Source organism: Mycobacterium marinum (assembly GCF_003391395.1).
GTDB classification, from domain to species: Bacteria; Actinomycetota; Actinomycetes; order Mycobacteriales; family Mycobacteriaceae; genus Mycobacterium; species Mycobacterium marinum.
Genome location: NZ_CP024190.1, coordinates 3,062,405 through 3,087,842, shown reverse-complemented (window position 1 = coordinate 3,087,842; position 25,438 = coordinate 3,062,405). Strand labels below are relative to the sequence as shown.

Sequence of the window (25,438 nt, the reverse complement as noted above, 5' to 3'; positions counted from 1 at the left end):
CTTCATCCGCTCTTCATTTACTGGCAACCCTTGAATCCGATGACGGTCACACGCAGTGGTTGTTGAGGCCATGACATCAACCTGCCGACGGCGGTCTGGTCAGGACGGGGTAGCGGAATCCGTAGCGCACGCCCAGGTTGCCGGTGCGCTGAGCGCCGCGCGATCCAACCGGGAATCCGCGCAGCGCGGCGTTCAATCCGTTCGCAGGGTTCGCTTCGCCCGGTGAGGTAGTGAAATTGGTGCTCACGAGCTTCGTGGATGCTTGTTCCACCGAACCGGGGGCGGTGCCCCAGCTGGCCGGAACCGATAGGCCGCCGACCTTGCTGGACGACGCAAAGCTCGCCATCGGGTGCCAATGCCAGGTATCAGCGCCCAAGGCGGCGAATTCGGGTGTCGGGTACCAGGCACCACCGGCACCGGCCGTTGTTCCTCCGGGACCGAAGGTCAACTGCTGGGCTATCGACCAGCCGGAGTTGCCTATTCCCACGCCGAAGTAGGCCTGCAGTGTCTGCCTCAGCGCGTTGTACATGCCGGGATAGAGGCCGGCATAGTTGTTGTCCGGCGTCGGCAGCCCGTAGGTCAGGAAGTTCTGTACTTGCGTCTGAATGATCTGCCACACGGTTGGCGATGACGCCGCCGACGGCGACATCGACGACACTGAAGACAATGAAAGCTGCTGCAGTCCGGGCACTCCGGCGGACGACAGCAGCTGCGGGATGGTGGCCGTGATGGTCTGCGCGGAGTCTCCGGCCGGCGTGGCAGCGGCTTGGGCAACGACAGCGGACTGACCCCCGGCTGCGTTCACGGAGGTGGTATCCGGTGGTGGCGCGAACCGCGGCAACTCCGTGGCCAGCGCCGACGAGCCGGCGTAGCTGTACATGGCGGCCGCGTCTTGCGCCCACATCTCCATGTATTGAGCTTCTGTGGCCGCGATAGCCGGGGTGTTCTGGCCAAAGAAATTGGTCGCCACCAATGTCATCAACAAGACCCGGTTGGCCGCAATCACAGGCGGCGGCACCGTCATCACAAATGCGGTCTCGTAGGCCGCCGCCGCCGCGCGGGCCTGGCTGGCCGCGGTCTCGGTCTGGGCGGCCGCCGCGCTGAGCCAAGTCACATAAGGAGCAACGGCCGACATCATCGAGCGCGATGCCGGACCGAGCCATGGTGAGCTAGTCAGCTCTGCAATCACTGAACTGTAACCAGACGCCGCAGAGCTCAATTCGGCCGCCAGAGCATCCCAGGCCGACGCAGCAGCCATCATTGGCCCCGATCCAGGGCCGGTATACATTCGGCCTGAATTTATCTCGGGAGGCAACGCCCCGAAATCAAACACCCACCCCTCCTAAAGCCGCCCACTATCGCAATCGCGATCCGGACACAGCAATGCCACCCCTGCATCGGCCAGCGAGGCCGCCACCGTTCGTGTAATCACCACCTTCTGCCCCCCGGCCCAGCTGGTTGAAGCCGTCTCGCCAAACGTCCTCAGCACTGCGAACGGGCGTTACTCGTTGACCCGGCATGGTCTTCGAGACACGTCGCGGTACGAAAGATGCGCGCCAGGAATTTTTCGGGCGAGGCGTTGTCGAGAGCATCTGCAGCTACCGTCACGGCCAACTTGTGGTCATCAGCGCATGAACTTTCAGCCTCGAGAAGACCGCATCCTAGCACCATCATGCAAAAGCTGCCACGTTGCAGAACTATTGCATATGGAACACATTAGATGACCCAACCGGCCTCCGGCGCCGAAGACGCCAACTATTCATTCCCCGTAAACCATAGTTAAACTGCTGTTAACCTAAATACAACTATTCGTTAACGTTTAGTTTAGAAAGACAGCACTCGCCCGAGGTCCGTCAGGCGGCCACTTTTGTCACTCCTCGTCGAGGATGAGCGCCATTTCGGGGCAGCTAGCCACACCATCGCGGGCCACTTGTTCGTCCTCGGGTCGCACCTCGTGCTCTTCGAGAATGGAGTAGCCGGATTCGTCGATCGGAAACAGGTCTGGATCCACCGCGTAGCACTGGGCGTGGCCAACACACTTGGAGCTTTCGAGGCGAATCTTCACCGGACTTCCTCTCTCGAGTCTCAACCCAGCTTGGAGCAGAGTCAGCTCGGACCACACCGATCAATAGGTAGATTAGCTTGTCGATTGATGGTCACGAGTCCCTCGTGGCCTCGGCTCCGCGGCCAATCCGTCGGATATGAACTCGGATGTGATCGATGTCGGATTGTTGGGTGTTTGCCGACCGTGCGATATTGACCGTGTCATCAAGAGTTTGGCGGCCCCGATGACCTCCGACTAGAACGGAAAACGGAAGACTTGAGCGAATGAGTACCCCCGGCGAAGGTTCGGCCAGCTCGTTTTATCTACCGCGCCTTGAATATTCGACATTGCCGCTAGCCGCCGACCGCGCGGTCGGGTGGAATACACTGCGGGACGCCGGGCCCGTGGTCTTCATGAATGGCCACTACTACCTGACCCGGCGCGAGGACGTGCTCGCGGCGCTGCGAAATCCCAAGATCTTCTCGTCGCGGATCCTGCAGCCACCGGGCAATCCGCTGCCCGTAGTGCCCCTGGCGTTCGACCCGCCCGAGCACACCCGCTACCGCAAGGCGCTGCAGCCTTACTTCAGCCCGCATGCCCTGGGCAAGTCGCGGCCGGTACTGGAGCGCCACGCGGCAGAGATGATCGCGGGCTTCGCCGGGCGCGGTGAATGCGATGCGATGGCAGAGTTCGCACGGCTGTACCCATTCCAGGTATTCCTGGACCTCTATGGCCTGCCGCTGCAGGATCGCGACCGAGTGATCGCGTGGAAAGACGCAATTATCGGCGACAAGCTCTATCTCACCCGCGAAGAGCTCGAAGTCGGCCAACTAGAGCTGCTCGAGTACCTCAACAACGCGATCCAACAACGTCGCCAGAACCCAGGCTCAGACATGTTGTCACAGGTGATGACCGGCCCCGGCGAGTTCACTGATCTCGAACTTCTGGGCATGAGCCACCTGTTGATCCTTGCCGGTCTGGATACCGTGACCGCCGCGATCGGATTCTCGTTGCTCGAATTGGCACGCCGGCCGCAGCTACGCACCCAGCTTCGCGATAACCCAAAGGAAATAAGGGTTTTCATCGAGGAGATCGTTCGGCTGGAGCCGTCAGCGCCGGTTGCTCCACGAATCACCACGGATTTTGTCAACGTGGGCGGCATGACGCTACCACCAGGCTCACAAGTGCGGCTGTGCATGGCCGCCGTCAACCGCGACGGTAGCGACGCCATGTCCACCAATGAACTGGTCATGGACGGAAAGGTGCACCGGCACTGGGGATTCGGAGGCGGACCACACCGTTGCCTGGGCTCACACTTGGCGCGGATAGAACTGACCGTGATCGTTGCCGAATGGCTCAAGCAACTGCCCGACTTCGAACTGGCGCCCGACTACAGTCCCGAGATCGCTTTCCCGTCAAAGACGTTCGCACTCAAGTCGTTGCCGCTGCGCTGGGCCTGACACGGTCAGGCCCAGCGCAGCGGGCCCGGTCTTACTTTCGCACCTCGGTCAGGGCAACCTGAACGAATACGCCGGTGTCCTCGGCCATCAGCAGGCCTCGGCCGCGAGGCAGCGGGCCACCCTTCATCTTGCCGCGAATGAAGCCCTCGTCCGGATCGGCATCCATCACCAGCAACGGCGCATTCGCCTGATGCAACGCCCGCAACATCGGGTCGCTACCTGCCGACGACCAACCACCGAAGGACCTCGTCACGATGACGTGCAAACCGACGTCAGCGGCCCGGTTGACCCAGGGAGCGGCCTTGTGCAGCGGTGAATCGAAGCCCGGTGGCAGCTGCTGGATGTCGTCGACGATCAGGAAGATCTCCGGACCACTCCACCACGACCGGGACAGCAACTCCTCGGCTGACAGCCCAGGTGGTGGCTCCCGGCCGGCCAACACGGCGGCCAACTCGCCCATCATCGCCTGGACGCCATCGAGGTTGTAGGCGAACCGCTCCACATAGTTGGAGCCCAGCGCGGTCAGCAGCTGACGACGCGGGTCGATCAGCCAAACCTGCGCCGACGGTTGCCCTGGTGGCGGAGCGGGAACGCTGGTGGCACCCGGTGCATACAACCGCCCGATCTCGGACATGATCGTGGCCAACGTTGTGGTACGCCCACATTCGCGCCGGCCCGTCACCATCAAGTGCGAGTTCTCGGCGAAGTTGAGGTACACCGGCTGCAGATCCAATTCCGATATCGCCCAGGCAATTCCGCCGACACCAACACCTTGACGGGTATCCCGGGCGGCGAGCTGGCGCACCTGATCCACACCGAAACTCGCCGGCAGGCGACGCACCGGCGGCGCCTGGGAGGTCGTGAGCCGACTGACCGCCGCAACGACGCTGTCGCACTCGAAGACGTTGGTCGGGGTGCTGCCCATCGCCGGCCTCGCCACCAATGTGTGCAGGCCCGCCTGGGGATCGCTGTCCAGCCGGACGTAGTTGACCGCGACCATGCCGCGACCGGGCTTGACCGGGACATCTTTGGCGAACCGAGAACGCACCAGCTTGGCGTCCTCCACCGCGGCCAAGCGCAGCTCAACGCGGGAACCGAACCCGCTGCGCACCGGGGGCCGCAGCTCAGATTCACGATCGGCAGTGACCACCACGTGCACGCCGAACGAGGGTCCCTGGTTGATGATCACGTTCACCTGCTCGATCAGCACCTCGTTTTCCTCGGCGAGAGCGCGGTAGTTGTCGATCACCAGGTACACATCGCCGAAGCCATCGTTGGGCACCGGACCGGCTTCCCCACCGAATTTGCGCCGACGGAACATCTCCATCGAGGCAATTCCGTATTCCAGGAAGCTGCGCTTGCGCTCACGCACCAAGGCCAGCAGCTCGGCCACCGTCCGACGCACGCCATACGGGTCCGTCGGGCCAGCCACCTCACCCACGTGAGGCAGCTTGGAAACCGTGGTCAACGCGGTGCTGCTGTACGCCAGGCAGTAGAACTGAACTTGATCGGGCGTGTGAGTCAGTGCCGCCGAGGAAATCAGTGTCTGCAGCGCGGTCGTCTTGCCCGATCCACCCGCGCCCAAAATCAGCACGTTGGACCCGGGACCAGAGGTGTCCACGGTCCACGGCGGCTGGTCATGCTTGAACGGGCGGTCAATGACTCCGATCGGGAACACCAGGTTCCGAGCGGACCCATACTCCTTCTGCCACGGATGCCCGAGGAACCGGTTGACCAGGTCGTCGATCGCGACAGGCTGGGTCAGCGGCGGTTGCCACAGCCGGTAGGGCTCGAAGTTGATCCTGCGCAACTGATCGATGATCACGGTGCCCACCTTGGGCACCCGGATGCCTTCTTCCTCGGCTTCGGCCTCGGCCTCTTCGACCACTTCGCCGTTGGCGTGCGCGACCACCTTGTCTATCTCGGGTCCGCCCACCGTCACCTCGAGTGGGGTGAATGAGTTGGTGAACAACTGCGGGCGAATGTAGTCGATGCTGTGCACCAACACCGGCGCTTCCTCGCCGTCGACGGTGATGCCGGGCTGGAAGTAGTCCCGCCAAAGGAACTCGGCCTGGAACCGGATGATGTCTTCGAGACTCTTCCGGAAGTAGCCCAGACCTGCCTGCGCCGGCAGATTCACCGCGTTGGGCACACCCGCCGCCTGGGCGGCCCCGGCAGTACGTGCCTTCAGCACCAGGCGGTAACCCATGTTCTCCATGAGCTTTTCGGCACGGCTCTCAATGGTCTGCGAGGCCATCATCAAATGGATCCAATAGGCACGACCCTGCCGGCCGATCGAGTCGAGCACGTCGACCGCCGTCGGCATAATGCGGAACCACTCGTAGAACTCGTCGATGACCACCACGAGCATCGGCAGCGGCGCCATGTCCTGGCCGCGTGCACGCATCCTGCCGCGAACCGAGTTGTACTCCTTGGCGTCGTCCACACCCGCGCTGTCACAGATCGCCTTGCGCCGGGCGATCTCACCCCACAAGGCGTCTAGGAAGCGTTCCATCAGCGCCTGGTCTTCTTCCAGGTCGGTGATGATTCGCGAGACGTGTGGCACGCCGGCGAACGGCTTGACCGCGGAACCACCCTTGAGGTCGGCCAGCACGAACTGCAGCTCCTCGGGCGGATGTCCGAGCATCAGCGATTCGATCACGGTTCGCACCAGCGTCGACTTACCGGAACCCGTGGTACCCGACATGACCCCGTGCGGGCCGTCACCACCTTCGTCGAGGGACTTCATGTCCAAGAACAGCAGCTCACCGTTGTCGGATCGGTTGCCGAACGGCGCCCGCAACCGCGACCGGCCCATGCTGTCAGTGCGGCTCCCCCACAAATAGTCGAAGTCGATGTTGCCCGGGTCGTCGATGCCGTAGTAGGCCAAGATGTCCCGAGCGCCAATGTGGGCAACCCGCTGACCGATCTCTTCGTATGCCTCGGCCAGCCGCCACTGGGCCAACTTCTGACCGAACTCCTCCGCCTCCGCGATGCTCACGTGGTCGGTCAGGGCGAAGAACCAGGCGTTGTCGTCGATCACCATCCAGGTGTCGCGGTCGCGGGGCAGCGCCTCGATCACACCAGTCTTGTCGAACTCCAACTTCCGCTCCGGGACGTTCGTCCACATCGGGGAGCCGGTCAGGTCGAAGAACGTCACCCCGTCGACGCCCTCTGCGCTGATCACGTACTCCCACTGCGGGTCATCGACATCACAGATGATCACGGTGTGCGGGGTCGGCGTCTGTGCCGAGGAACTGGCGTGCCGTGGCGTGAAGGACCCGCGTCCGGCGAACAGCTCGGCTTGCTCGGCGGCGAACTCACGCACCGAGCTGTAAACCATCCGCGCGTTGCCCGCTGCGTCGTAGCGCCGTGAGTCACCGAAGTGCGGAAGCCACTTCACCCATTCCCACTCGTCCAGATCGGAACTGACGACGATGAACTGCACGTGGTCAGGCCCGTGTGAAAAGGTGAGCTGGCAGATGATCGCACGCATCAGTCCCAACGCCTGCTCGCGCTCTCCGACCAGGGCATACCAGGGTTCAACGAGCAGCGAAATCATCTTGGGCAGGTTGTAGACGACGCTTTGATAGCGCCCAAATTCCTGCAACGCCTTACCGGTCACCGGCTCGAGTTCGATGTCGGTCGGCATGTTCTGCGGCTCACCCCAGGTCACCTCGGGGCGGGTCATGCCGACACCGACGCGCACGACCCCGAAGTTGAGGTCTTTGCCGTCGGGTTTGCGTTCCCACATTCGCGGCGAACCGACAGCCGCTGCCAGGGTGCTAGGCGCCGGATGGAACCAGCGATAGTTGGAGTCCATGCTGTCCGCAGACTCCTGAGCCGTCTCGCGCAGCATGTCCAGCATCAGCATGAACTGGGCCCGCATCGCGTCGAGCTTGGGGCGGCTCATCTGCTGCTGTCCGCCCGCGCCGACGCTGCGGAACATCATCATCATGATTCCGACCATCATGAAGATGGGGAAAATCGAGCCGACGCCGCCGAAAACGTGCGAACCGCTGGCAAACACCATGGCCACCATGCCGCCAAGCAGGCCGACCACGACGACACCAACGACGATCAACCACCAGGGCTTCCCCTCTGGCGGGGGGATGCTTAACGGTGTTGGCAGAACGATGTTTTCGGGCTTGATTACCGGCGCCTTCTCGGGCGTCGGCCGGGCGAATCCACGTTTCACTTCGGTACCACCAACTCTGCTGGGCTCATATCCATCGGTAGCGTGTCGTGCTCCACCAAGGCATCCGCACGTGACAACGTCGGGCCTTGCGGCAATAGCCGTAACACCACCCAGGGTGCCGGGCTGGGCGTCAACCCCAATCCCAACGCTTCACGCGCTTCTTTGGTGTCCTCAACCCCGAATCGCGCACCGGCTTCGGTGAGCCACCACAGCGATTCGGTCGTCTGGGCGGCCGGGTTGTTTCCGGTAACGGCGACGAAGTTCGCAAAGTTGGGGCCGAAATAGACCTGGTCAGCCTCGCGGCCGGACATGTCGGCCTTCACCAAGTCGACCACTTTGTTCATCTCGTGTGGCGCGACTGGAATGTTGGGTCCGGAAATCACCTGAACCCGCGACCGGTTCTCGCCGGCGGTCCGTTCCCACCACCAGCAGGTTGAGGGATTGTCCCGAATGTCCATCACATTCAGCGGGTCGTCGGGGTAGGCGGACAGATCCAGCCTGTTGACCACCGGCATCTTGGCCAGCGAGGAGGGCTGCACCGTGACTGGCTTGGTGTTGCCCGGGCGTCCCGCGTTTTGCAGGATCTGGGCCACCAGTGGCGGGAGAGTCTGCACACCGTCGGTCAAGACCAGCGAATACTGCTGCGGTCCACTGATCTGAGGCGTGACGATCACCGTCCCGACGGGCCCGGGCGCACCCGGGAACGTCGCCGCCGCACCGTCATCGGGCACCTCCGGAACCACCAACTCCGGCCCAACCGGCAGCGCGTCGTAGAGCGCATGGCTCATCGGACGTGCCTGAGTGACTTGTTCGGGCGTCAGCCCCAACGGCAGCAGTACCGACCGGTCTGTGGCGTCGATGCGGGAGCGACGTCCTTCGCGGATCACCCAGGCATCACCCCCGTAGCGCAAGACCACCGCGTCGGAGCCCTTCAGGACCCGCCGGTGACCAGTTAGGTCGGGTGTGCCGTCGATGACGGTCACCGTTACGCCGTGCGGCGACTGCGGCATGGTCGACGGACCCGCCACGGTGTCGCACACCAGCCAGGACGACGTGGCAGGACTTGCTGGATCGAAGTCCGACGGCGCGCCGGGGATACCCACCAGCGGCCCATGTGGCATCGAGTCGATCTGGCTTCCCCGAACCAGATGCGGGTTGGAAGCCCGCCCGGTGATCAGTCGTGCCGACGCCAGGTTGAGCGCTGGGTACAGCCGGTCCCCTACCCGAACATATAGAGCGCCGGAATCGCGGTCGGCGATGATCGGGGAATCGTTGATTTGGCCAGAGGGGCTGATGAACGACCAGAGCAGCGCTCCCAGGCAGATCACCAACGCCGCCGACACCGATGCAACGACGGCAAGCGTCTGACGACGGCCTGGCTCGATTTCCATCCGCACGCGCCAGCGGGTTAATGCCATCGCGGTTCGACGGGCCAGGAACTGATAACCCGTTACCTGCGTCCGCGTCGACAACCCGAGGCCGTAGCCTGACCCCCGCTGTCCGCGGCCTTGTTCAGCCACGTTAGATCACCTTTCGGTCTGTTTCAGAACGCCTGGATGCTGGCCTGGATACCCGGCGTAACGCTGATCACGTTGACAACCGTAGGGCACCGGGCCAGAAGTCGCCATGCGACGCTGACCGTGCTGGACCCCCCAAGGATTCGCTGTGTCTCCTGTGCATGTTAGCGGCGAATCGCCGGCGTGGCGCGCCAAGTGGCAAACACCCGGCCGCAGGTCGCTGACCTGCGGCGCAGTGCGACGATGCGGTCGATGTCGGGTGGGTGGGCCCGGTCAAGGTCGCCCTGCGCGCGGCGCGTCCTCAGGGTTGGACGCAAGATGGGCGACATGACGGAGCTTGCGCCCTCGCTGGTCGAACTCGCCCGCCGGTACGGCATCGCCACCGAATTCCAGGACTGGAGCGGCCAGTGCATACCCGTCTCTCAGGACACTTTGGTGGCTGTGCTGGCTGCCCTCGGCGTTCGGGCGGACACCGAGCAGCGGCGCAACGCCGCCCTGACCGAGAACCTGCGGTCGTATTGGACGCGCTCGTTGCCGGCGACCATCGTCTCGCGTGCTGGCGCGCAGACACGTTTTTGGGTGCATGTCACTCACGGCGCTCCGGCTGACGTCTGGCTGCAACTCGAGGATGGCACGCTGCGTGGCGAGGTGGCACAGATCGACAACTTCGCTGCGCCGTTCGAGCTGGACGGTCGCTGGATCGGCGAAGCCAGCTTCGTGCTGCCCACCGATCTGCCGATCGGCTACCACCGGGTGTATCTGCGATCCCACGACTACGAGACCAGCACGGCCCTCATCATCACCCCGGATTGGCTGGGGCTGCCGGAAAAGCTCGGAAACCGTCGAGCCTGGGGCCTGGCCACGCAGCTCTATAGCGTCCGATCGCGGCGGTCCTGGGGTATCGGTGACCTGACGGACCTGACTGACTTGTCGCTCTGGTCGGCCTACCGCCACGGCGCCGACTATGTATTGGTCAACCCGCTGCATGCGGCGGCGCCGACCGCGCCCATGGAGCCCTCGCCCTATCTGCCGACATCCCGGCGGTTCTTCAATCCGATCTACCTTCGTGTCGAGGCGATTCCGGAATACGCCGAACTACCCAAACGAGGGCGGGTACGCCAACTACGTGAGAACGTGCAACGGGGGGCGGACCAGGTCGCCGTCATCGACCGCGACGGGATATGGGCGGCCAAGCGCGCAGCCCTCGCCCTGGTCCACCGGGTACCCCGCTCGGCGGGGCGTGAGCTGGCCTATACCGCGTTCTGCGACCGGCAGGGCCGAGCGTTGGACGACTTCGCCACCTGGTGCGCGCTGGCCGAGCGGTACGGCGATGACTGGCACCGTTGGCCGAAGCCGCTGCAGCATCCCGACGCCTCTGGCATCGCGGCTTTCGCGGCCAAGCACGCGGATGCCATCGACTTCCACCGGTGGTTGCAGTGGCAGCTCGACGAGCAGCTCGCCGCGGCGCAGTCGGAGGCGACCGGTGCCGGCATGTCGCTGGGGATCATGCATGACCTCGCTGTGGGTGTTCACCCCAACGGAGCCGACGCGTGGGCCCTACAGGACGTGCTGGCCTTGGGCGTCACCGCGGGCGCACCCCCGGATGAGTTCAATCAGCTCGGGCAGGACTGGTCGCAGCCGCCATGGCGGCCGGACCGACTCGAGCGGCAGGAGTACCAGCCGTTTCGCGCGCTCATCCAGGCTGTGCTGCGGCACTCAGGCGGGGTCCGGATCGACCACATCATCGGGCTGTTCCGGCTCTGGTGGATTCCCGAGGGAGCCGCCCCAACCGAGGGTACTTATGTGCGCTATGACCACGAGGCCATGATTGGCATCGTCGCGCTGGAAGCGCATCGCGCCGGAGCCGTGGTCGTCGGCGAGGATCTCGGCACCGTCGAACCTTGGGTGCGTGACTACTTACTCCTGCGCGGCTTGCTCGGCACCTCGATCTTGTGGTTTGAGCTCGACCGGGACGGAAACGGTGACCCGCTTCCGGCCGAACGCTGGCGGGAGTACTGCTTGTCGTCGGTAACCACGCACGATCTTCCGCCGACAGCCGGGTACCTGGCCGGCGACCACGTGCGATTGCGCGAAACGCTGGGGCTGTTGACCCGACCGGTGGAGGTCGAATTGGAGGCATACCGGGCGGAGCGAGCCGCCTGGCTAGCGGAATTGCGCCGCGTTGGCCTACTCGACCAAGCGGCCGGAGCCGGCGTGACAGCCGAGCCGGAAGACGACCCCGAACAGGTCGTGCTCGCGCTGTATCGCTACCTGGGGAGGACACCGTCACGGCTGCTGGGGGTGGCACTGACCGACGCGGTTGGCGATCGGCAGACCCAAAATCAGCCGGGAACCACAGACGAGTATCCGAACTGGCGAGTTCCGCTGGCCGGCCCCGACGGCCGCCAGGTGTTGCTGGAAGACATCTTCAGCAATGCCAGGGCCGCCAGGCTGGCCAACGCCGTTCGCGATCAGACGACGCCAGAAAGTATCCGGTAGTCCGGTCGGCTTCGGCCGCCACGGGCGTGGCGCCAAGTTGGCCGCTGCCAGCTGTCTCACTAAAACCGTTGTGTGACTGCAGATTCAAGCCAGGCCATCGCTCTGGACTACCGCAACTGCGCCAGGTTGCGCACCGAGGTGTGCACCTCGGATCGGAGGATTCTGGCTACCAGCCGCCCAATCGGCCCACCTAGCAGACCCCCCGTCATATCGGCGGTCAGGTGAAATACCGATCCCGGGTGACCCGCCGCGACGGTCATTGCCACCGCGAGCCGCACTCCGCCCCGCCCACGCCCCCGCAGCTCTATGTACTTGGGCTGGTCGTATTCGGTGACCGTCCAGCCGATGACGTTGCGGAAGCCCTTCAGTCTGATCAGCGACGAGATTCGGACGCCCTTGTCGATCGTCGACGGGACTTCGCTGCGCCAGCCGCCGAAGATCGTCATCCACTCATCGAACCGGTCTAGATCCGAAGCGATCGTCCAGGCGGTAGCCGGGTCGAGATCCGATGACGTCGAAACCTCCACGCGAGCCATGAGCCAGCCCCACTCCCCCTGTTGCCCCTCTTGCCGGCGACACCCGCTCGTACCCAAACAGGACCGGGGGCGTCGTTCCGGTTCGCATACCCAGCCCCGGCCGGCAGCTAAACGAGAACGACCCCAGCGGGCCGGCGCCCTAAGCAGTTGTCAGCGGTTGCCGCATCAGGCCAGCAGCCCCGCGACGTCCCGAGCTGCCCGGCGATAGCTACTGATCGCACTGTCGGACAACGGAATTGACGACGATCGGCTAGCCGGGCCAAGGGGATCTGGCTAGATTCCGGTCCAGGCGTCGTCCAACTGGGTCGCCACATCGATGACCTGCGCGGCTTGTGAATGCGGTGCGTCGATCTCGTCCGCGACGTACTGGGCGATGAAACGCCGGATCTCACCGTCAACGCCCGCAAGAATGCGCAGGACCTCTCCCCTGATGGATTTCGAGGACACATTGACCGTGATGTCCGACGGACGCGGTTTCGATACGTCGACTATCAGCAGTAGCGGCTCGGCGGCGCGCGCGGTCGCGCGCAACGCGATGTCACCGGTCACCGAGAATCGTTGCTTGTCGAGGCGCAGATCCAACAGAAGATCGATCGACAAGGGAATGTGGATGACGAAGGTGATCAGATCACCCACCTTTCGGGTCACCCGCGGATCCTGGATTTTGACTTTCGCACTGACTTTGGCGATGCCTCCGGGGCCCTGAGCGATCGGTTCCATCGCGAACTCGCTGCCCGCGATGTCGGCGAACGCCGCCGCGACGCGGTCCGGGGTGACGGCAACCTCAAAAAACCTGCGGCCGAAGTCCTCGTAGGAGACGTAGTCGTGATTTTGCATAGGTTTATACCGTCTCATGTCGCCTGCTGAAATGGACACTGATCCGCTCGCGTCGCACAAATATGCCACTTGTATGCCACTTGGGCGCAGCGCAGCGAGTGCCGGTGGGGTATCGACCTGTGTGATCTGCAACATGAGCTGGTGACTTGTGAACAACCCCACATGCGGCCGCCTCGATTCGGTGTGTCGGGCGCCGGCCTGCCACCCTTGAACTAATTGGAGGTGTTTGGAGTCTGATGTGCGCCCAGAAATATCCTGAGCAGCGCTCGACCACCTCGCGGATCGAGGGGCTGCTCACCTGGCTTGGTGGCGGGCACTGGCGTGAACTCGGTGAGCGCCATGAGAGGTCCACGCACGCCGTCGCGGGCGCTGTTGTGGCCTTCGGAGCCGTGTTGGCCTGGCTCGTCGCCGGGCTGGCGGTGCGCGAATCGACGAGCTGGCCCGGCTGGGCCGTGGTTGGCGTGACACTGGTGTTCGGCTTGCTGATTGGAGCGGTTACCCGCGGCACCGCTAGTGCTCTCACTCGACGCTGGCCCAGCATCGTGGGACGCGCCGCGGTCGCGGTCGCCGTCGGCGTGGTGGTGGGCGAGCTCGCCGCGCTTGTCGCATTCTCCGGTTCGATTGAGCGATACCTCGACGAACATGCCCTGCGCAACGCACAGACAGCCCCGGCCGTGGCAGCGGCTTCGCAGTCGCTACGGCAGTCGCGCACGGCGCGCCGCTCGCTGGATAACGCGGTGGAAGAAGCTCGTGTCCATCTGGATAGCGCCCTGGTGGTTGCCCGGTGCGAGTACCACCCCACGGCGGACTGCCCACAGACCAGGATCACCGGCATTCCCGGTCGCGGACCCGAAACACGAACGGCCAATCAGCTTCTCGCGGACTCGCAACGCGAGTTGGACAACGCGTTGGCGGCCCGGGATCGCCAAGCATCCGACCTGGATGCCAAGGTGGCTCGTGATGAGCAAGCGCTGGCCGAAGCCCAACGCGCGGTGGTCGCCAATGCTGGTGGCGGGCTGGGCACGCACTGGGTGGCGATGAACGCGCTGACGTTCGCCAGCAAGGGCGCGTTGGCGTTGCGGCTGCTGACGATCGCGTTCTTTGCGCTTGTGTACTTGTTGCCGCTGATCCTGTGGCTCTGGCGGGGCGAGACGACTCACGACCGCCATGCGGCGGCGCGCGCGCAGCGCGACCGTGCCGAGCTCGACGCGGACACCGCTATCGCGGTCAAACGGGCCGAAGTGCGCCAGGCCGCCGAAATCATGTGGGCCGAGCACCAACTCAATCAGACCCGTATGGCCATCGAGGCCCAGGCCGAAATCGACCGTGAGCAACAACGCCGCCGCGTCATCGAAGCACTGGAGCTTCCGGTGCGCGCTTCGTCGCAACGTACCGACGAGCCAGTGGAGGAAGACATGTATCTGCCGATCGCAGCCGAAGCAGAAGCCGCCGCCAGCCGTGCAGTCGCAGAATTGCCGGCCGGGGCAGCGAAAGCCAACACTGACACGACGCGTCACCTTCCGGCGCAGGTCGAGTCGAGCCCGACGGTAGAGCGGCACGAGCAGGACCGCGCGGCGCCGCTGATCCCGTCGATTCCTGACGCCACAAAAGCCGCGGCGCGCTGGATTCGCCCGTTGGTGCCCCCATTCGTCGCGCGTGTCATCGACAACACCACGCAGCCGATCCGCAGCGCGCGTCAGGTGTTCGAAGAAGTTGAGGAGATCGCTTTTTCGTTCAAGCGCACGCGCAAGGTAACGGTCAACACCGAGAGTTCCGACGACCATCGCGAGCAGCCCGCACCCCAATCCGCCGGTGCCGATGCTCCAGCCCCCGTCAATCGCATCGCTTCGTCGCGCGGCGACACCGAATCCGGCAGTTGGGCCGAAGCCGGCGAAGGACTGGAAACCCACGTGGGGCAGCCCTCGCTGGGGCAGGTGCCTGCCGCAGATGCGGTGGGACTGCCGGTCGGGACGACAAAGCAGCACGGCCGGCGCGAATTGGCCGAACGGGAGGGCCCACGCGAGCTGCGGTCGCCCGACGGTCCGCGCCAGCTCCCGCCCGGCAAATAGTCGTGCGGCTTGCGACAGCGGTCGCACCACAGCGGCGGCGTATTATCCTGCCGACGCGTGGAATCGGTGCCGACAGCAGTGACACCCACCGTTGTATCTGGCCGGATTTCATATGGATTGGGAGCAGGACAGAATCTCGTGGATCTCATCACGGCGGTAAACGCAGGGTCCAGCCCAAAGGAGTTCCCCGCACGAGTGGTCGGGATGCGGGTCCGCGCATGAAGGTCAGCGTCTTTCTTGCCGATGCCGCCCATGCCGACGTTCAGTCCGGAAAGATCCACACCCTCGGCCTTGGTTGGCGACAGTGCCAAACACCCACGCCCCCTTTTGCTTTGGTGCTTTTCGTAGACATTGACTGGAATGAGACCAACAAGCAGCACAAGCTGAAGTGCCAGCTGTTGACTACCGATGGTGACTTGGTCGTGGTGCCGGGGCCGAACGGGCCGCAGCGTGTGCTCTTCGAAGCCTCCGCCGAGGCAGGGCGACCGCCCGGCGCTATCCACGGTACGTCGGTTCGGATGCCGCTCACCCTCAACATTCCTGCCGGCATTCCCCTGGAACCGGGCATATATGAGTGGCGGGTGGAGGTCGAAGGCTATGCCAGAGCCACGGCGGTCGAGTCGTTCGTGGTGACCGGCCCCGGTGTCCCACCGGCGCCTTCGGAGTGATGGCTTGCGCCGGAATGCGCACCGCGGAAGACACTTTCATGGTGGCGTTGCAGCGGACGGCGTGATATCGATTGCAGCAGGAGAGCGGTTGAATAAGCACTGAGGATCAAGTCACCGTCGATGCCGACCCGTACATCTGGCCTTTCGACGGCGACATTGCCATCGGGCGGACAGCGCTGGTCAACATCGACTGGCAGGTCGACTTCGCCGGTCAAGTCGGCTATGTCGACACCATGGGCTACGACCTGTCTTTGGTACGTACCCCCCTGGGCCCGGCGCAGACCGTGCTCGAAGCCGCGCGGAAGCTGGGCCTGTTGATTGTGCACACCCGCGAGGGGCAGCGGCCTGACCTCAGTGATCTCCCGGCCAACAAGCGGTGGAGATCTGCGCGAATCGGGGCGGAGATAGGTGTGGCCGGGCCATGCGGACGCATCCTCACCCGAGGTGAGCCGGGATGGGAGATCATCCCGGAGATGGCGCCGTTGCCAGGAGAAATAGTCGTGGACAAGCCTGGCAAGGGAAGCTTCTACGCCACCGATCTGGAGTTGATCCGCACGACCCGCCGCATCACCCATCTGATCTTCACCGGCATCGCCACTGATGTCTGTGTCCACACCACGATGCGCGAGGCCAACGACCGAGGGTACGAGTGCCTACTGCTCTCCGACTGCACCGGCGCCACCGACTACACCAATCACCTTGCCGCCCTGAAGATGATCACTATGTAGGGCGGTGTGTTCGGCGCCCATGCGACCAACGGAGCGCTTCTCGAGGCTTTCAACAAAGTGCGGGACAGGCGCGGCTAGCGGTCCGAAAGAGGTCAGTTGGAGGGGTCGCCGCCCGCACCCCCCGCGCCCCCGGCTCCGCCGGAACCGCCTTCCCCGGTTTGGCTGTTGGGCGGATTGCCCCCGAAGCCAGCGTCGCCGATCTTGCCGCCCTCCCCGATACCACCAATGACGCCGCTGCCACCGGTACCGCCCTGACCGCCGGTACCTCCGTAGGCACCCCCGCTACCGAACGGTGCGGGCGCTCCGCTGCCGCCGGCGCCACCGGCGCCGCCGTCACCACCGGCCCCGCCGGCGCCGTTAAAGCCCTTGCCCCCGTCTCCACCGTCACCGCCCTCGCCACCCGCCGTTGCCTCGCCGGCAAGGCTCGCATCGTATCCGGGGCCGCCCGTGCCGCCGTTCCCGCCGTTCCCGCCGATGGTGCCGTCGCCACCGTTACCGCCATCAGCGCCCTCGTAGCCAGGCGAACTGGAACTTACGCGTTGCTGGTTCGGGGCGTCCCCGCCGTCCCCGCCATCGCCGCCAGGCCCGATCGCACCGTTGCCCCCATTACCACCTCTGCCTTCCCAGATTTCGACGCGACCGTTACCGCCGTCACCACCGTCCCCACCGGTGCCCCCGTCTCCGCCGGAACCGCCTCGACCGCCCTCCCCTGGGTTCCAGAGACCGAAGCCGTCGCCGCCGTCGCCACCCGAGCCGCCGTCGCCGCCGGCTCTCCAGGCGCCGGTGGTGCCGGCGCTGCCCTGAGTGGACCCAGTCCCGCCAGCGCCGCCGGCCCCGCCGGCAAAGGCCTGGCCGCCCCCACCACCGTCCCCGCCGTCGCCTGCGCGATTCGTCAAGGTGGCGTCGAGTCCGTCCATCCCAAGACCGCCGTTACCGGCGAATCCCCCGTTGCCGCCGTCACCACCGTCACCACCGGCTCCTCGAGTGCCACCCCCACCAGCGCCCGCGGCACCGCCGTTTCCTCCAGCCCCGCCGGCGCCGCCAGCCCCGCCGTCGCCACCACCCTGGCCGTCGCCACCGTCCCGGTCGGTCCCGCCGCTCGGAACGCTGCCGTTGTTGCCGTCGTGCCCGTTGCCGCCGTTGCCGCCGTCACCGCCGTCACCAGCAGCACCGCCATTGCCCCCGGCCCCTTGGCTGCCGTTCTGGCCCACACCGGACACGGCCTTGCCACCGGCACCGCCAGCGCCTCCGGCACCGCCATCACCACCATCGCCGCCGGCTCCACCGGCGGTGCCGTCGGCACCACCGAACAGACCCGAGGTGCCGTCGGCGCCGTCGCCGCCGGATCCGCCAACTCCACCGGTACCGCCGGCACCGCCAGCTCCGCCGTCACCCCTGGAGGTTCCGCCGCTGCCGCCGGCACCGCCGGCACCACCCTTACCGCCGTCACCACCGTCCTTGCCGGCTTCTCCTGACGCCGTACCCGAGGAGCCTGTGGTGCCGGCGGCGCCGTCGCCGCCCTTACCGCCCACCCCTCCGTCGCCGACTATGCCGCCATTGCCGCCCACACCACCGGCGGCTCCGTCTTGTCCGGGAGCAGTCGCGTTCGCCCCAGCACCGCCGGTGCCGCCGTCGCCGCCGTCACCCAAGTGGCCGGTACTGCCGTGGTTTCCAATTTGGGAGCCGGTGCCGAAGGACCCTCCGGTTCCGCCGGTGCCGGCGTTACCGCCATTGCCGCCCTTGCCACCGATCCCGTTGTTGACTGCCCAGGTGCCGGCGCCGCCCTTGCCGCCGTTGCCGGCCGTACCACCAGTTCCGCCGGCACCGCCGTCGCCGCCGACACCCTGGCTGCCGTCGCTGTAGCCGGCCGCCTGCGCGGTACCGCCCGCGCCACCATTACCGCCGCGCCCGCCGGTACCGCCTTTGCCGCCGTCACCGCCCTCGCCGCCCGCGCCACCTGCCGGACCCGTGGTCCCGACCTTGCCGGCCCCGCCAGTTCCGCCGACGCCGCCGTCGCCACCGTTACCACCGGTTCCACCATTACCGGCGTTCGCCCCGCCGTTGCCGCCGGCACCGCCCACGCCGCCAGCTCCGGCCTGCCCGCCGGCTTCACCGTTGCTGCCGGCTGAGACACCTGCGGCGCCGGCTTTGCCCGCGCCACCGTTGCCGCCGCTGCCGCCGTCGCCCCCGTCGCCGTAGAGCCCGCCGTCGCCGCCGGCTCCCCCCGCCCCGCCGGCGACACCGATTGCACCGCTGCCGCCGTTGCCGCCTTTGCCGCCGTTGCCGCCGGTGGTGGGGCTGAGCCCGTCTGCGCCGTGGGCGCCGGTGGTGGCGCCGGTTCCACCAGCCCCACCGCCCCCGCCCAGGCCCGGATCGCCACCGTCGCCGCCCTTGCCGCCGACCGCACCCGAGCCGGCGGCGGCGTTTGCGCCATCGCCGCCATCACCGGCGCCTCCACCGGCCCCACCATCGCCACCGGCTCCGCCGGCGCCCTGGATGCCGTCCGAGAATCCCGCGGCCTGCGCCAGCCCAGCCGCGCCGCCGTTGCCGCCGGCCCCACCGACGCCGCCAGCGCCCCCGTCGCCCGCGTCGCCACCGTTAAGGCCGGCCTTGGTGGAGCCGTTGAACCCGTTTCCGCCTCGGCCGCCGGTTCCGCCAGTGCCTCCGCTGCCACCGTCACCGCCATCGCCACCGTGACCGGCCAGGGTGCCACCCATGCCTCCGGCGCCTCCGTCGCCACCTGCCCAACCGGAACCACCGGCACCACCGTTGGCACCCATCACATCGCTCGACCCGGCCGTGCCGGTCGATCCGGTACCTCCGGTGCCGCCATTGCCGCCATTGCCGTAGCGCCCGCCGTCACCACCCGCGCCGCCAGCACCACCTTTGCTACCGGTGGTACCCGTCGTACCGCTGCCGCCGTTACCGCCGTCACCGCCGTTGCCGCCAGTGGTCTGGGTCAGCCCCTCCGTGCCGTGGGCACCGGTAACCGAGCCGGTTCCACCGGCCCCTCCAGCCCCACCGACACCGGGATCGCCACCGTCGCCGCCCTTACCGCCGACCGCTCCCGAGCCGGCGGCGGCGTTTGCGCCATCGCCGCCATCACCGGCGCCTCCACCGGCCCCACCATCACCACCGGCTCCACCGACCCCTCGGATGCCGTCGGAGAATCCCGCGGCCTGCGCCAACCCACCGGCACCACCGTCGCCCCCGGCCCCGCCAACACCACCCATACCGCCACTGCCACCATCGGTGCCATCCAGACTCAGATCGGTACCGTCAACACCACGGCCACCGTCCCCACCGATTCCCCCGGTACCACCGTCCCCACCAGCACCACCGGCACCACCGTGACCAGCCAGAGCACCGCCCATCCCACCGGCCCCGCCAGCACCACCGGCACCACCATCCCCACCGACAGTGCCGTCACCGCCAACCACCGACATCCCGTCGTAGCCGCGGTAACCATCACCACCAGCACCACCAACACCACCGTTGCCGTACCGGCCACCATCACCCCCAGCCCCACCAGCACCACCGCTGGCACCCACGGTGCTGGCATTGGCCCCATCCCCACCGTCACCGCCGTTGCCGCCAGTGGTCTGGGTCAGCCCCTCCGTGCCGTGGGCACCGGTAACCGAGCCGGTTCCACCGGCCCCTCCAGCCCCACCGACACCGGGATCGCCACCGTCGCCGCCCTTACCGCCGACCGCTCCCGAGCCGGCGGCGGCGTATGCGCCATCGCCGCCATCACCGGCGCCTCCACCGGCCCCACCATCACCACCGGCTCCACCGACCCCTCGGATGCCGTCGGAGAATCCCGCGGCCTGCGCCAACCCACCGGCACCACCGTCGCCCCCGGCCCCGCCAACACCACCCATACCGCCACTGCCACCATCGGTGCCATCCAGACTCAGATCGGTACCGTCAACACCACGGCCACCGTCCCCACCGATTCCCCCGGTACCACCGTCCCCACCAGCACCACCGGCACCACCGTGACCAGCCAGAGCACCGCCCATCCCACCGGCCCCGCCAGCACCACCGGCACCACCATCCCCACCGACAGTGCCGTCACCGCCAACCACCGACATCCCGTCGTAGCCGCGGTAACCATCACCACCAGCACCACCAACACCACCGTTGCCGTACCGGCCACCATCACCCCCAGCCCCACCAGCACCACCGCTGGCACCCACGGTGCTGGCATTGGCCCCATCCCCACCGTCACCGCCGTTGCCGCCAGTGGTCTGGGTCAGCCCCTCCGTGCCGTGGGCACCGGTAACCGAGCCGGTTCCACCGGCCCCTCCAGCCCCACCGACACCGGGATCGCCACCGTCGCCGCCCTTACCGCCGACCGCTCCCGAGCCGGCGGCGGCGTATGCGCCATCGCCGCCATCACCGGCGCCTCCACCGGCCCCACCATCACCACCGGCTCCACCGACCCCTCGGATGCCGTCGGAGAATCCCGCGGCCTGCGCCAACCCACCGGCACCACCGTCGCCCCCGGCCCCGCCAACACCACCCATACCGCCACTGCCACCATCGGTGCCATCCAGACTCAGATCGGTACCGTCAACACCACGGCCACCGTCCCCACCGATTCCCCCGGTACCACCGTCCCCACCAGCACCACCGGCACCACCGTGACCAGCCAGAGCACCGCCCATCCCACCGGCCCCGCCAGCACCACCGGCACCACCATCCCCACCGACAGTGCCGTCACCGCCAACCACCGACATCCCGTCGTAGCCGCGGTAACCATCACCACCAGCACCACCAACACCACCGTTGCCGTACCGGCCACCATCACCACCAACCCCACCAGCACCTGCTGTGGTAGCTGGGTCGATCGCGTCCGCGCCGCGACCACCATTTCCGCCGTCACCACCGCTGGTCGGGCTCTGACCGGTGACGCCGTGGGAACCCAGGACCGAGCCACGACCGCCGGCTCCGCCAGCACCACCCAAACCGGGATCACCGCCTTGCCCGCCGGCACCACCGACGCCAGTTCCGGTCAGGAATGAACCCACGGCCCCATCACCGCCATCCCCCGCGGCGCCGCCGGCCCCGCCCTCACCACCAGACCCGCCGGCACCCCGACCGCCCAAGAATCTGATCAGGCCGCCCTTGCCGCCATCACCGCCAACCCCGCCGGCTCCGCCGCTGCCACCGTTTCCACCACCGTCGCCAGCACTACCCGCGACAATCCCGTTGGCGCCTGCACCGCCCGCTCCGCCAAGTCCCCCGACGCCGCCGAAGCCTCCCGCGCCGCCGGCACCGATCAACCTTCCACCCCGCCCGCCGGCACCACCGTTCCCCGCGTTGCCGCCGTCGCCGCCGGACTCACCAATCCCGCCCGATATTCCGTCTGCGCCGTTTCCGCCAGCACCCCCACTGCCCCCGGCACCCCACAACCCGGCAGCGGCGCCACCGGAGCCGCCGTCACCGCCAGTTCCGAGCACGCCGCCCGCTCCGCCAGACCCACCGGCCCCACCGCTGCCAAACAAGCCCCCACCGACGCCGCCGTCACCGCCGGCCCCACCGTTGCCGGAGCCGTCGCTGGCACCGCCCACACCACCCGTGCCGCCGCGCCCCAGCAGCGGGGCATTGCCGCCGTCGCCGCCGGCCCCGCCGTCTTGGCCGCCAACACCACCAGCGCCACCCAGACCGCCGGTGCCGATCAGACCCGCATTTCCACCGGCACCACCGCCACCACCAGCACTAGCGAGGCCCTCACCACCGGATCCACCGGCTCCGCCGGCACCCCACAACCAGGCCCCTCCGCCGGCACCGCCGGCTCCGCCACTCAACGCACCCTGTCCGCCAGCACCGCCGGCGCCGCCGTTGCCGTACACCAACCCGCCACGCCCGCCGACACCGCCACTACCGCCGTTGCCCGCCGCGCTGATTCCACCCGCTCCGCCGGCGCCGCCGTTGCCAAACAACCCGGCCGACCCGCCGGCACCACCGGACTGACCAGCCGCTCCAGAGCCGCCGGCACCACCGTTACCCCACAGCAAGCCCCCGGCTCCACCAGCCTGGCCGGACCCTGGCGTTGCATCCACGCCGTTGCCGATCAACGGACGTCCCAACCACGACTGTGTGGGCGCATTAATCGCGTTCAGCGCATTCTGTTCCGCGAGTTGCAAGGCCGATATGAGCGATGCATTAGCCGTCTCCGTGCTGACATAAATTCCGGCGCCGGAAGTCAGCGTCTGCACAAATTGTTCGTGAAACGCCGCCATCCGGGTGCTGAGCGACTGATATTCGGCCGCGTGAGTACCGAACAACGTCGCAATCGCCACCGACACCTCATCGGCAGCAGCGGACAGCACCGTCGTGGTCGGTCCCGCTGCCGCGGCATTGGCCGCCCCGATCGAAGACCCAATCCGCGCCAAGTCCGACGCGGCTCCGGCAACCAGCTCCGGAGACACAGTGACAAGCGACATTCTCACCCCCAGGTTTGAAAGAAGTGGCCCTCACGATAGGGCCATCCTGAGGCAATATCCGCAGCTCAGATACATCGCGCGAAACTTGAAAGGCGCCCGGCAACCACCGTCGGCGGTGTCGTCTCAATGCTGGACCGCCACCTGCGGTTACCCGGAGATTTATTACCGCGGCCGTCTCAACTCCGCGAATCGCGAGAAGAGCTGAAAAAAGCCGAATATGGTTCTGTTTCAAACCGGGCCGTGGTCCCGCCATGGCCGGAACCGGCACCCCACCCTGCTGACACGTCTCGCCCGCACCCATCAATTGCGAGAAAGCTACCCGCACTGATGAAAGGGCTGAGTCGCGGATGCCTTCTCGCGACGAGAACAAACCTAAAAACCGGCGGTTCGACAGAAAGGACGCCCACTCAAATGCCTGGTAAGAATTGGATTGTCGGAGACCGCAGTGCCGTCGCCGCCGAACTGATCTACGACGCAGCCGCCGAGTTGATCGCAAGCGACGGACTCAGCGCATTCGACATCGACAAGCTAGCCGCCCGAGTGCACTGCTCGCGAGCGACCATCTATCGCTACGCCGGGGGCAAAGCCAAGATCCGCGATGTTGTCATCGCGCGGGCCGCGGCGCGCATCGTCGAATCCGTTCGCGCACAGGCCGAAAGCCTCACTGGCGCTGAGCGAGTGGTCGCCTCGGTCGAGTTTGCGCTTGCCGGTGTCCGTTCCGACCCATTGGGCCGGCATCTTGTCGGATCGTTCCCCAAGAGCGCAGACGGGGCCGAGTGGTTCGTGGGTTCCCAGCTGGTAGCCAACTTCGCGGCCGATCTTGCCGGAATCACCGGCGGTGATCACCAGGCCGGGGGGTGGCTGGTTCGAGTGGTGCTGTCGCTGATCCTTTGGCCCGCCGAGGACGAGGAGACCGAACGCCAACTCGTGCACCGGTTTATCGGCCCGGCGTTTGGCCACGAATCGGGACTTGACGCAAACAACTCACGCGTCGCCGAACCCGTCTCATAGCTTTGGCCCAAACCCGTATGGGTTATCAATGGTGTTGCACCGCTGTAGAGCGGCCTTACCTCACGGCCAGTTCGAGATTTTCCAGCCGGCGAACCAGCATGCTGGGCAACCATCGCCCGACATCGGCGGCCTCGATCACTGTGGTTCGTTCCAGCAGCAGCCGCAGCACGATCTGTGCCTCCAGGCGTGCCAGCGCGGCCCCGACGCAGAAGTGAGCCCCTTTGCCGAAACTGATGTGGCCCTTGCCGCCCGGCCGATCGAGGCGGAACTCCTCGGGCGCATCGAACTGGACCGGGTCTCGATTGGCCGCCCCCCACATCAACAGCAGGTGCGAGTCAGCAGGCAGATCCAGGCCGCCCAGCATGGTGTCATTTCGTACGTGCCGGTAGTGGCCCCGGAAGGGGGCTTCGTAACGCAGCGTTTCTTCAACGAACGCGCCGAGCAGCTGCGGATTGTCGCGCACCTGCTGCTGGATGTCGGGGCGGGTGGCCAGTATCCACGCCGCGCTCCCCAGCAGCGATGCCGTGGACTCACCCCCGGCGGCGAACAGCATCACCATCATCAGGTTGGCGGTCAGGCTGTCCAGCTCCCCGGTCGCACACGCGGTAGCCAGCTCGCCCAAGAGATTCTCCTGCGGGTCGGCTGCGGCCCGGGCGAATTGCTCGGTGATATAGCCACTGAGCTGCATCACAGCGATGCCTGCGTCGGCGAGCTGGTCTTGGTCGACGAGCCCCTCTAGCAGCTGGGTTGCGCCGTAGCCCCACTGGACCAACTGGGCGATGTCCGCGTCAGGCAGGCCGATGAGTTCGGCGACGACCATCATCGGCAAACGGTTGGCGATGGCGTCCATCCATTCGATACGCCCGCCCTGCAATTCATCGAACCAAAGCCGTTCCGCAGTCTCGGAGATGAACCGTTCCAAGCTGTGGATGCGCCTGGCCGCCAGATGGCGCACCAACAGCTTGCGGTGTACCGCGTGGGCGGGATCGTCCGCGGTGGCCAACACATGGGTGGGCCCGCCCAGCTGATCCATCTGGAACGCCGCGATTTTTCCGTACGGCGAATACGTCATGGTCGCGGTCAGGTTGGACGAGAAGTCTTCGGGGCGGCTGATGGCGTCGTTGACCGCGTCCCAGCCGCACACGGCGTAGAAATCCGAGTCCGCAATGCGATGCACCGGCCCCTCCGCGCGCATACGCTCGTACAGCGGGTACGGATTCTGCAGAGATTCGGTGCCAAAAAATGTCATGGCATCGCTCGCGACTTTCATTGCTCCAGCCTGGGGGGCAGAAAACGGCACGTCAACGGCGCGGCAACAAGTCTAGAACGGCCCCCCAGCACCATGACCTCTGTCAATCTCAGCGCGGGCGTCATACCTGCGCATACTGAGGCCAACATGGCGAGGTTTGTCTCACGCTG

The 25,438-nt window shown here is 66.4% G+C and carries 13 protein-coding genes and 1 pseudogene; 6 read left to right on the top strand and 8 right to left on the bottom strand.

Translation table 11 applies throughout. The annotated features are described in order from the left end of the window. Nucleotides 1-76 precede the first annotated feature (76 nt). A complete protein-coding gene (locus tag CCUG20998_RS12890) occupies nucleotides 77-1,333 on the bottom strand; it encodes a PPE family protein (protein WP_020728940.1) in 1,257 nt (418 codons plus the stop codon). Between the two features lie 537 nt (nucleotides 1,334-1,870). Beyond that, a complete protein-coding gene (locus tag CCUG20998_RS12885) occupies nucleotides 1,871-2,065 on the bottom strand; it encodes a ferredoxin (protein WP_011740946.1) in 195 nt (64 codons plus the stop codon). 263 nt (nucleotides 2,066-2,328) lie between these two features. Between CCUG20998_RS12885 and CCUG20998_RS12880 the strand changes: the two genes are divergently transcribed. Further along, nucleotides 2,329-3,504 carry a cytochrome P450 gene (locus tag CCUG20998_RS12880; protein ID WP_012394383.1) on the top strand — a complete coding sequence of 392 codons (1,176 nt, stop codon included), beginning with the start codon at nucleotides 2,329-2,331 and terminating at the stop codon, nucleotides 3,502-3,504. Between the two features lie 31 nt (nucleotides 3,505-3,535). Here CCUG20998_RS12880 and CCUG20998_RS12875 read toward each other — a convergent pair whose 3' ends face one another. Beyond that, on the bottom strand, nucleotides 3,536-7,702 hold the full coding sequence (locus tag CCUG20998_RS12875) for a type VII secretion protein EccC (protein ID WP_020728939.1): 4,167 nt from the start codon (nucleotides 7,700-7,702) through the stop codon (nucleotides 3,536-3,538). Continuing rightward, nucleotides 7,699-9,222: a type VII secretion protein EccB gene (gene eccB / locus CCUG20998_RS12870; RefSeq protein WP_036455653.1), complete on the bottom strand. Its 1,524-nt coding sequence runs from the start codon at nucleotides 9,220-9,222 to the stop codon at nucleotides 7,699-7,701. Before eccB ends, CCUG20998_RS12875 begins: the two co-directional genes overlap by 4 nt. Nucleotides 9,223-9,546: 324 nt before the next feature. Here eccB and malQ point away from each other — a divergent pair, with 324 nt between their 5' ends. Beyond that, nucleotides 9,547-11,718 carry a 4-alpha-glucanotransferase gene (gene malQ / locus CCUG20998_RS12865; RefSeq protein ID WP_036455906.1) on the top strand — a complete coding sequence of 724 codons (2,172 nt, stop codon included), beginning with the start codon at nucleotides 9,547-9,549 and terminating at the stop codon, nucleotides 11,716-11,718. Nucleotides 11,719-11,825: 107 nt separating this feature from the next. Here malQ and CCUG20998_RS12860 read toward each other — a convergent pair whose 3' ends face one another. Next, nucleotides 11,826-12,254, bottom strand: coding sequence for a type II toxin-antitoxin system Rv0910 family toxin (locus CCUG20998_RS12860; RefSeq protein ID WP_020728936.1), 429 nt, complete (start codon nucleotides 12,252-12,254; stop codon nucleotides 11,826-11,828). Between the two features lie 273 nt (nucleotides 12,255-12,527). Continuing rightward, nucleotides 12,528-13,091 carry a hypothetical protein gene (locus CCUG20998_RS12855; RefSeq protein ID WP_020728935.1) on the bottom strand — a complete coding sequence of 188 codons (564 nt, stop codon included), beginning with the start codon at nucleotides 13,089-13,091 and terminating at the stop codon, nucleotides 12,528-12,530. Nucleotides 13,092-13,327: 236 nt separating this feature from the next. Here CCUG20998_RS12855 and CCUG20998_RS12845 point away from each other — a divergent pair, with 236 nt between their 5' ends. The 3 genes and pseudogenes from CCUG20998_RS12845 to biuH form a co-directional block, all read left to right on the top strand. After that, on the top strand, nucleotides 13,328-15,160 hold the full coding sequence (locus CCUG20998_RS12845; protein ID WP_020728933.1) for a DUF4407 domain-containing protein: 1,833 nt from the start codon (nucleotides 13,328-13,330) through the stop codon (nucleotides 15,158-15,160). Nucleotides 15,161-15,378: 218 nt separating this feature from the next. After that, entirely contained in the window at nucleotides 15,379-15,828 is a 450-nt protein-coding gene (locus tag CCUG20998_RS12840) for a DUF6941 family protein (protein ID WP_012394376.1), read from the top strand. 92 nt (nucleotides 15,829-15,920) lie between these two features. After that, nucleotides 15,921-16,553: pseudogene (gene biuH / locus CCUG20998_RS12835) on the top strand (biuret amidohydrolase); the annotation flags it as partial. A 95-nt stretch (nucleotides 16,554-16,648) separates the two neighbouring features. Here the strand turns inward: biuH and CCUG20998_RS12830 are convergent. Beyond that, a complete protein-coding gene (locus CCUG20998_RS12830; RefSeq protein WP_116269111.1) occupies nucleotides 16,649-23,008 on the bottom strand; it encodes a PE family protein in 6,360 nt (2,119 codons plus the stop codon). Between the two features lie 411 nt (nucleotides 23,009-23,419). On the opposite strand from CCUG20998_RS12830, the gene CCUG20998_RS12825 reads away from it, so the two are divergent. After that, nucleotides 23,420-24,019 (top strand): TetR/AcrR family transcriptional regulator, encoded by a 600-nt coding sequence (locus CCUG20998_RS12825; RefSeq protein WP_020728928.1) that lies wholly within the window; start codon nucleotides 23,420-23,422, stop codon nucleotides 24,017-24,019. A 55-nt stretch (nucleotides 24,020-24,074) separates the two neighbouring features. On the opposite strand, the gene CCUG20998_RS12820 is transcribed toward CCUG20998_RS12825, so the two are convergent. Next, nucleotides 24,075-25,289, bottom strand: coding sequence for a cytochrome P450 (locus CCUG20998_RS12820; RefSeq protein ID WP_050674532.1), 1,215 nt, complete (start codon nucleotides 25,287-25,289; stop codon nucleotides 24,075-24,077). Between the last annotated feature and the right edge of the window lie 149 nt (nucleotides 25,290-25,438).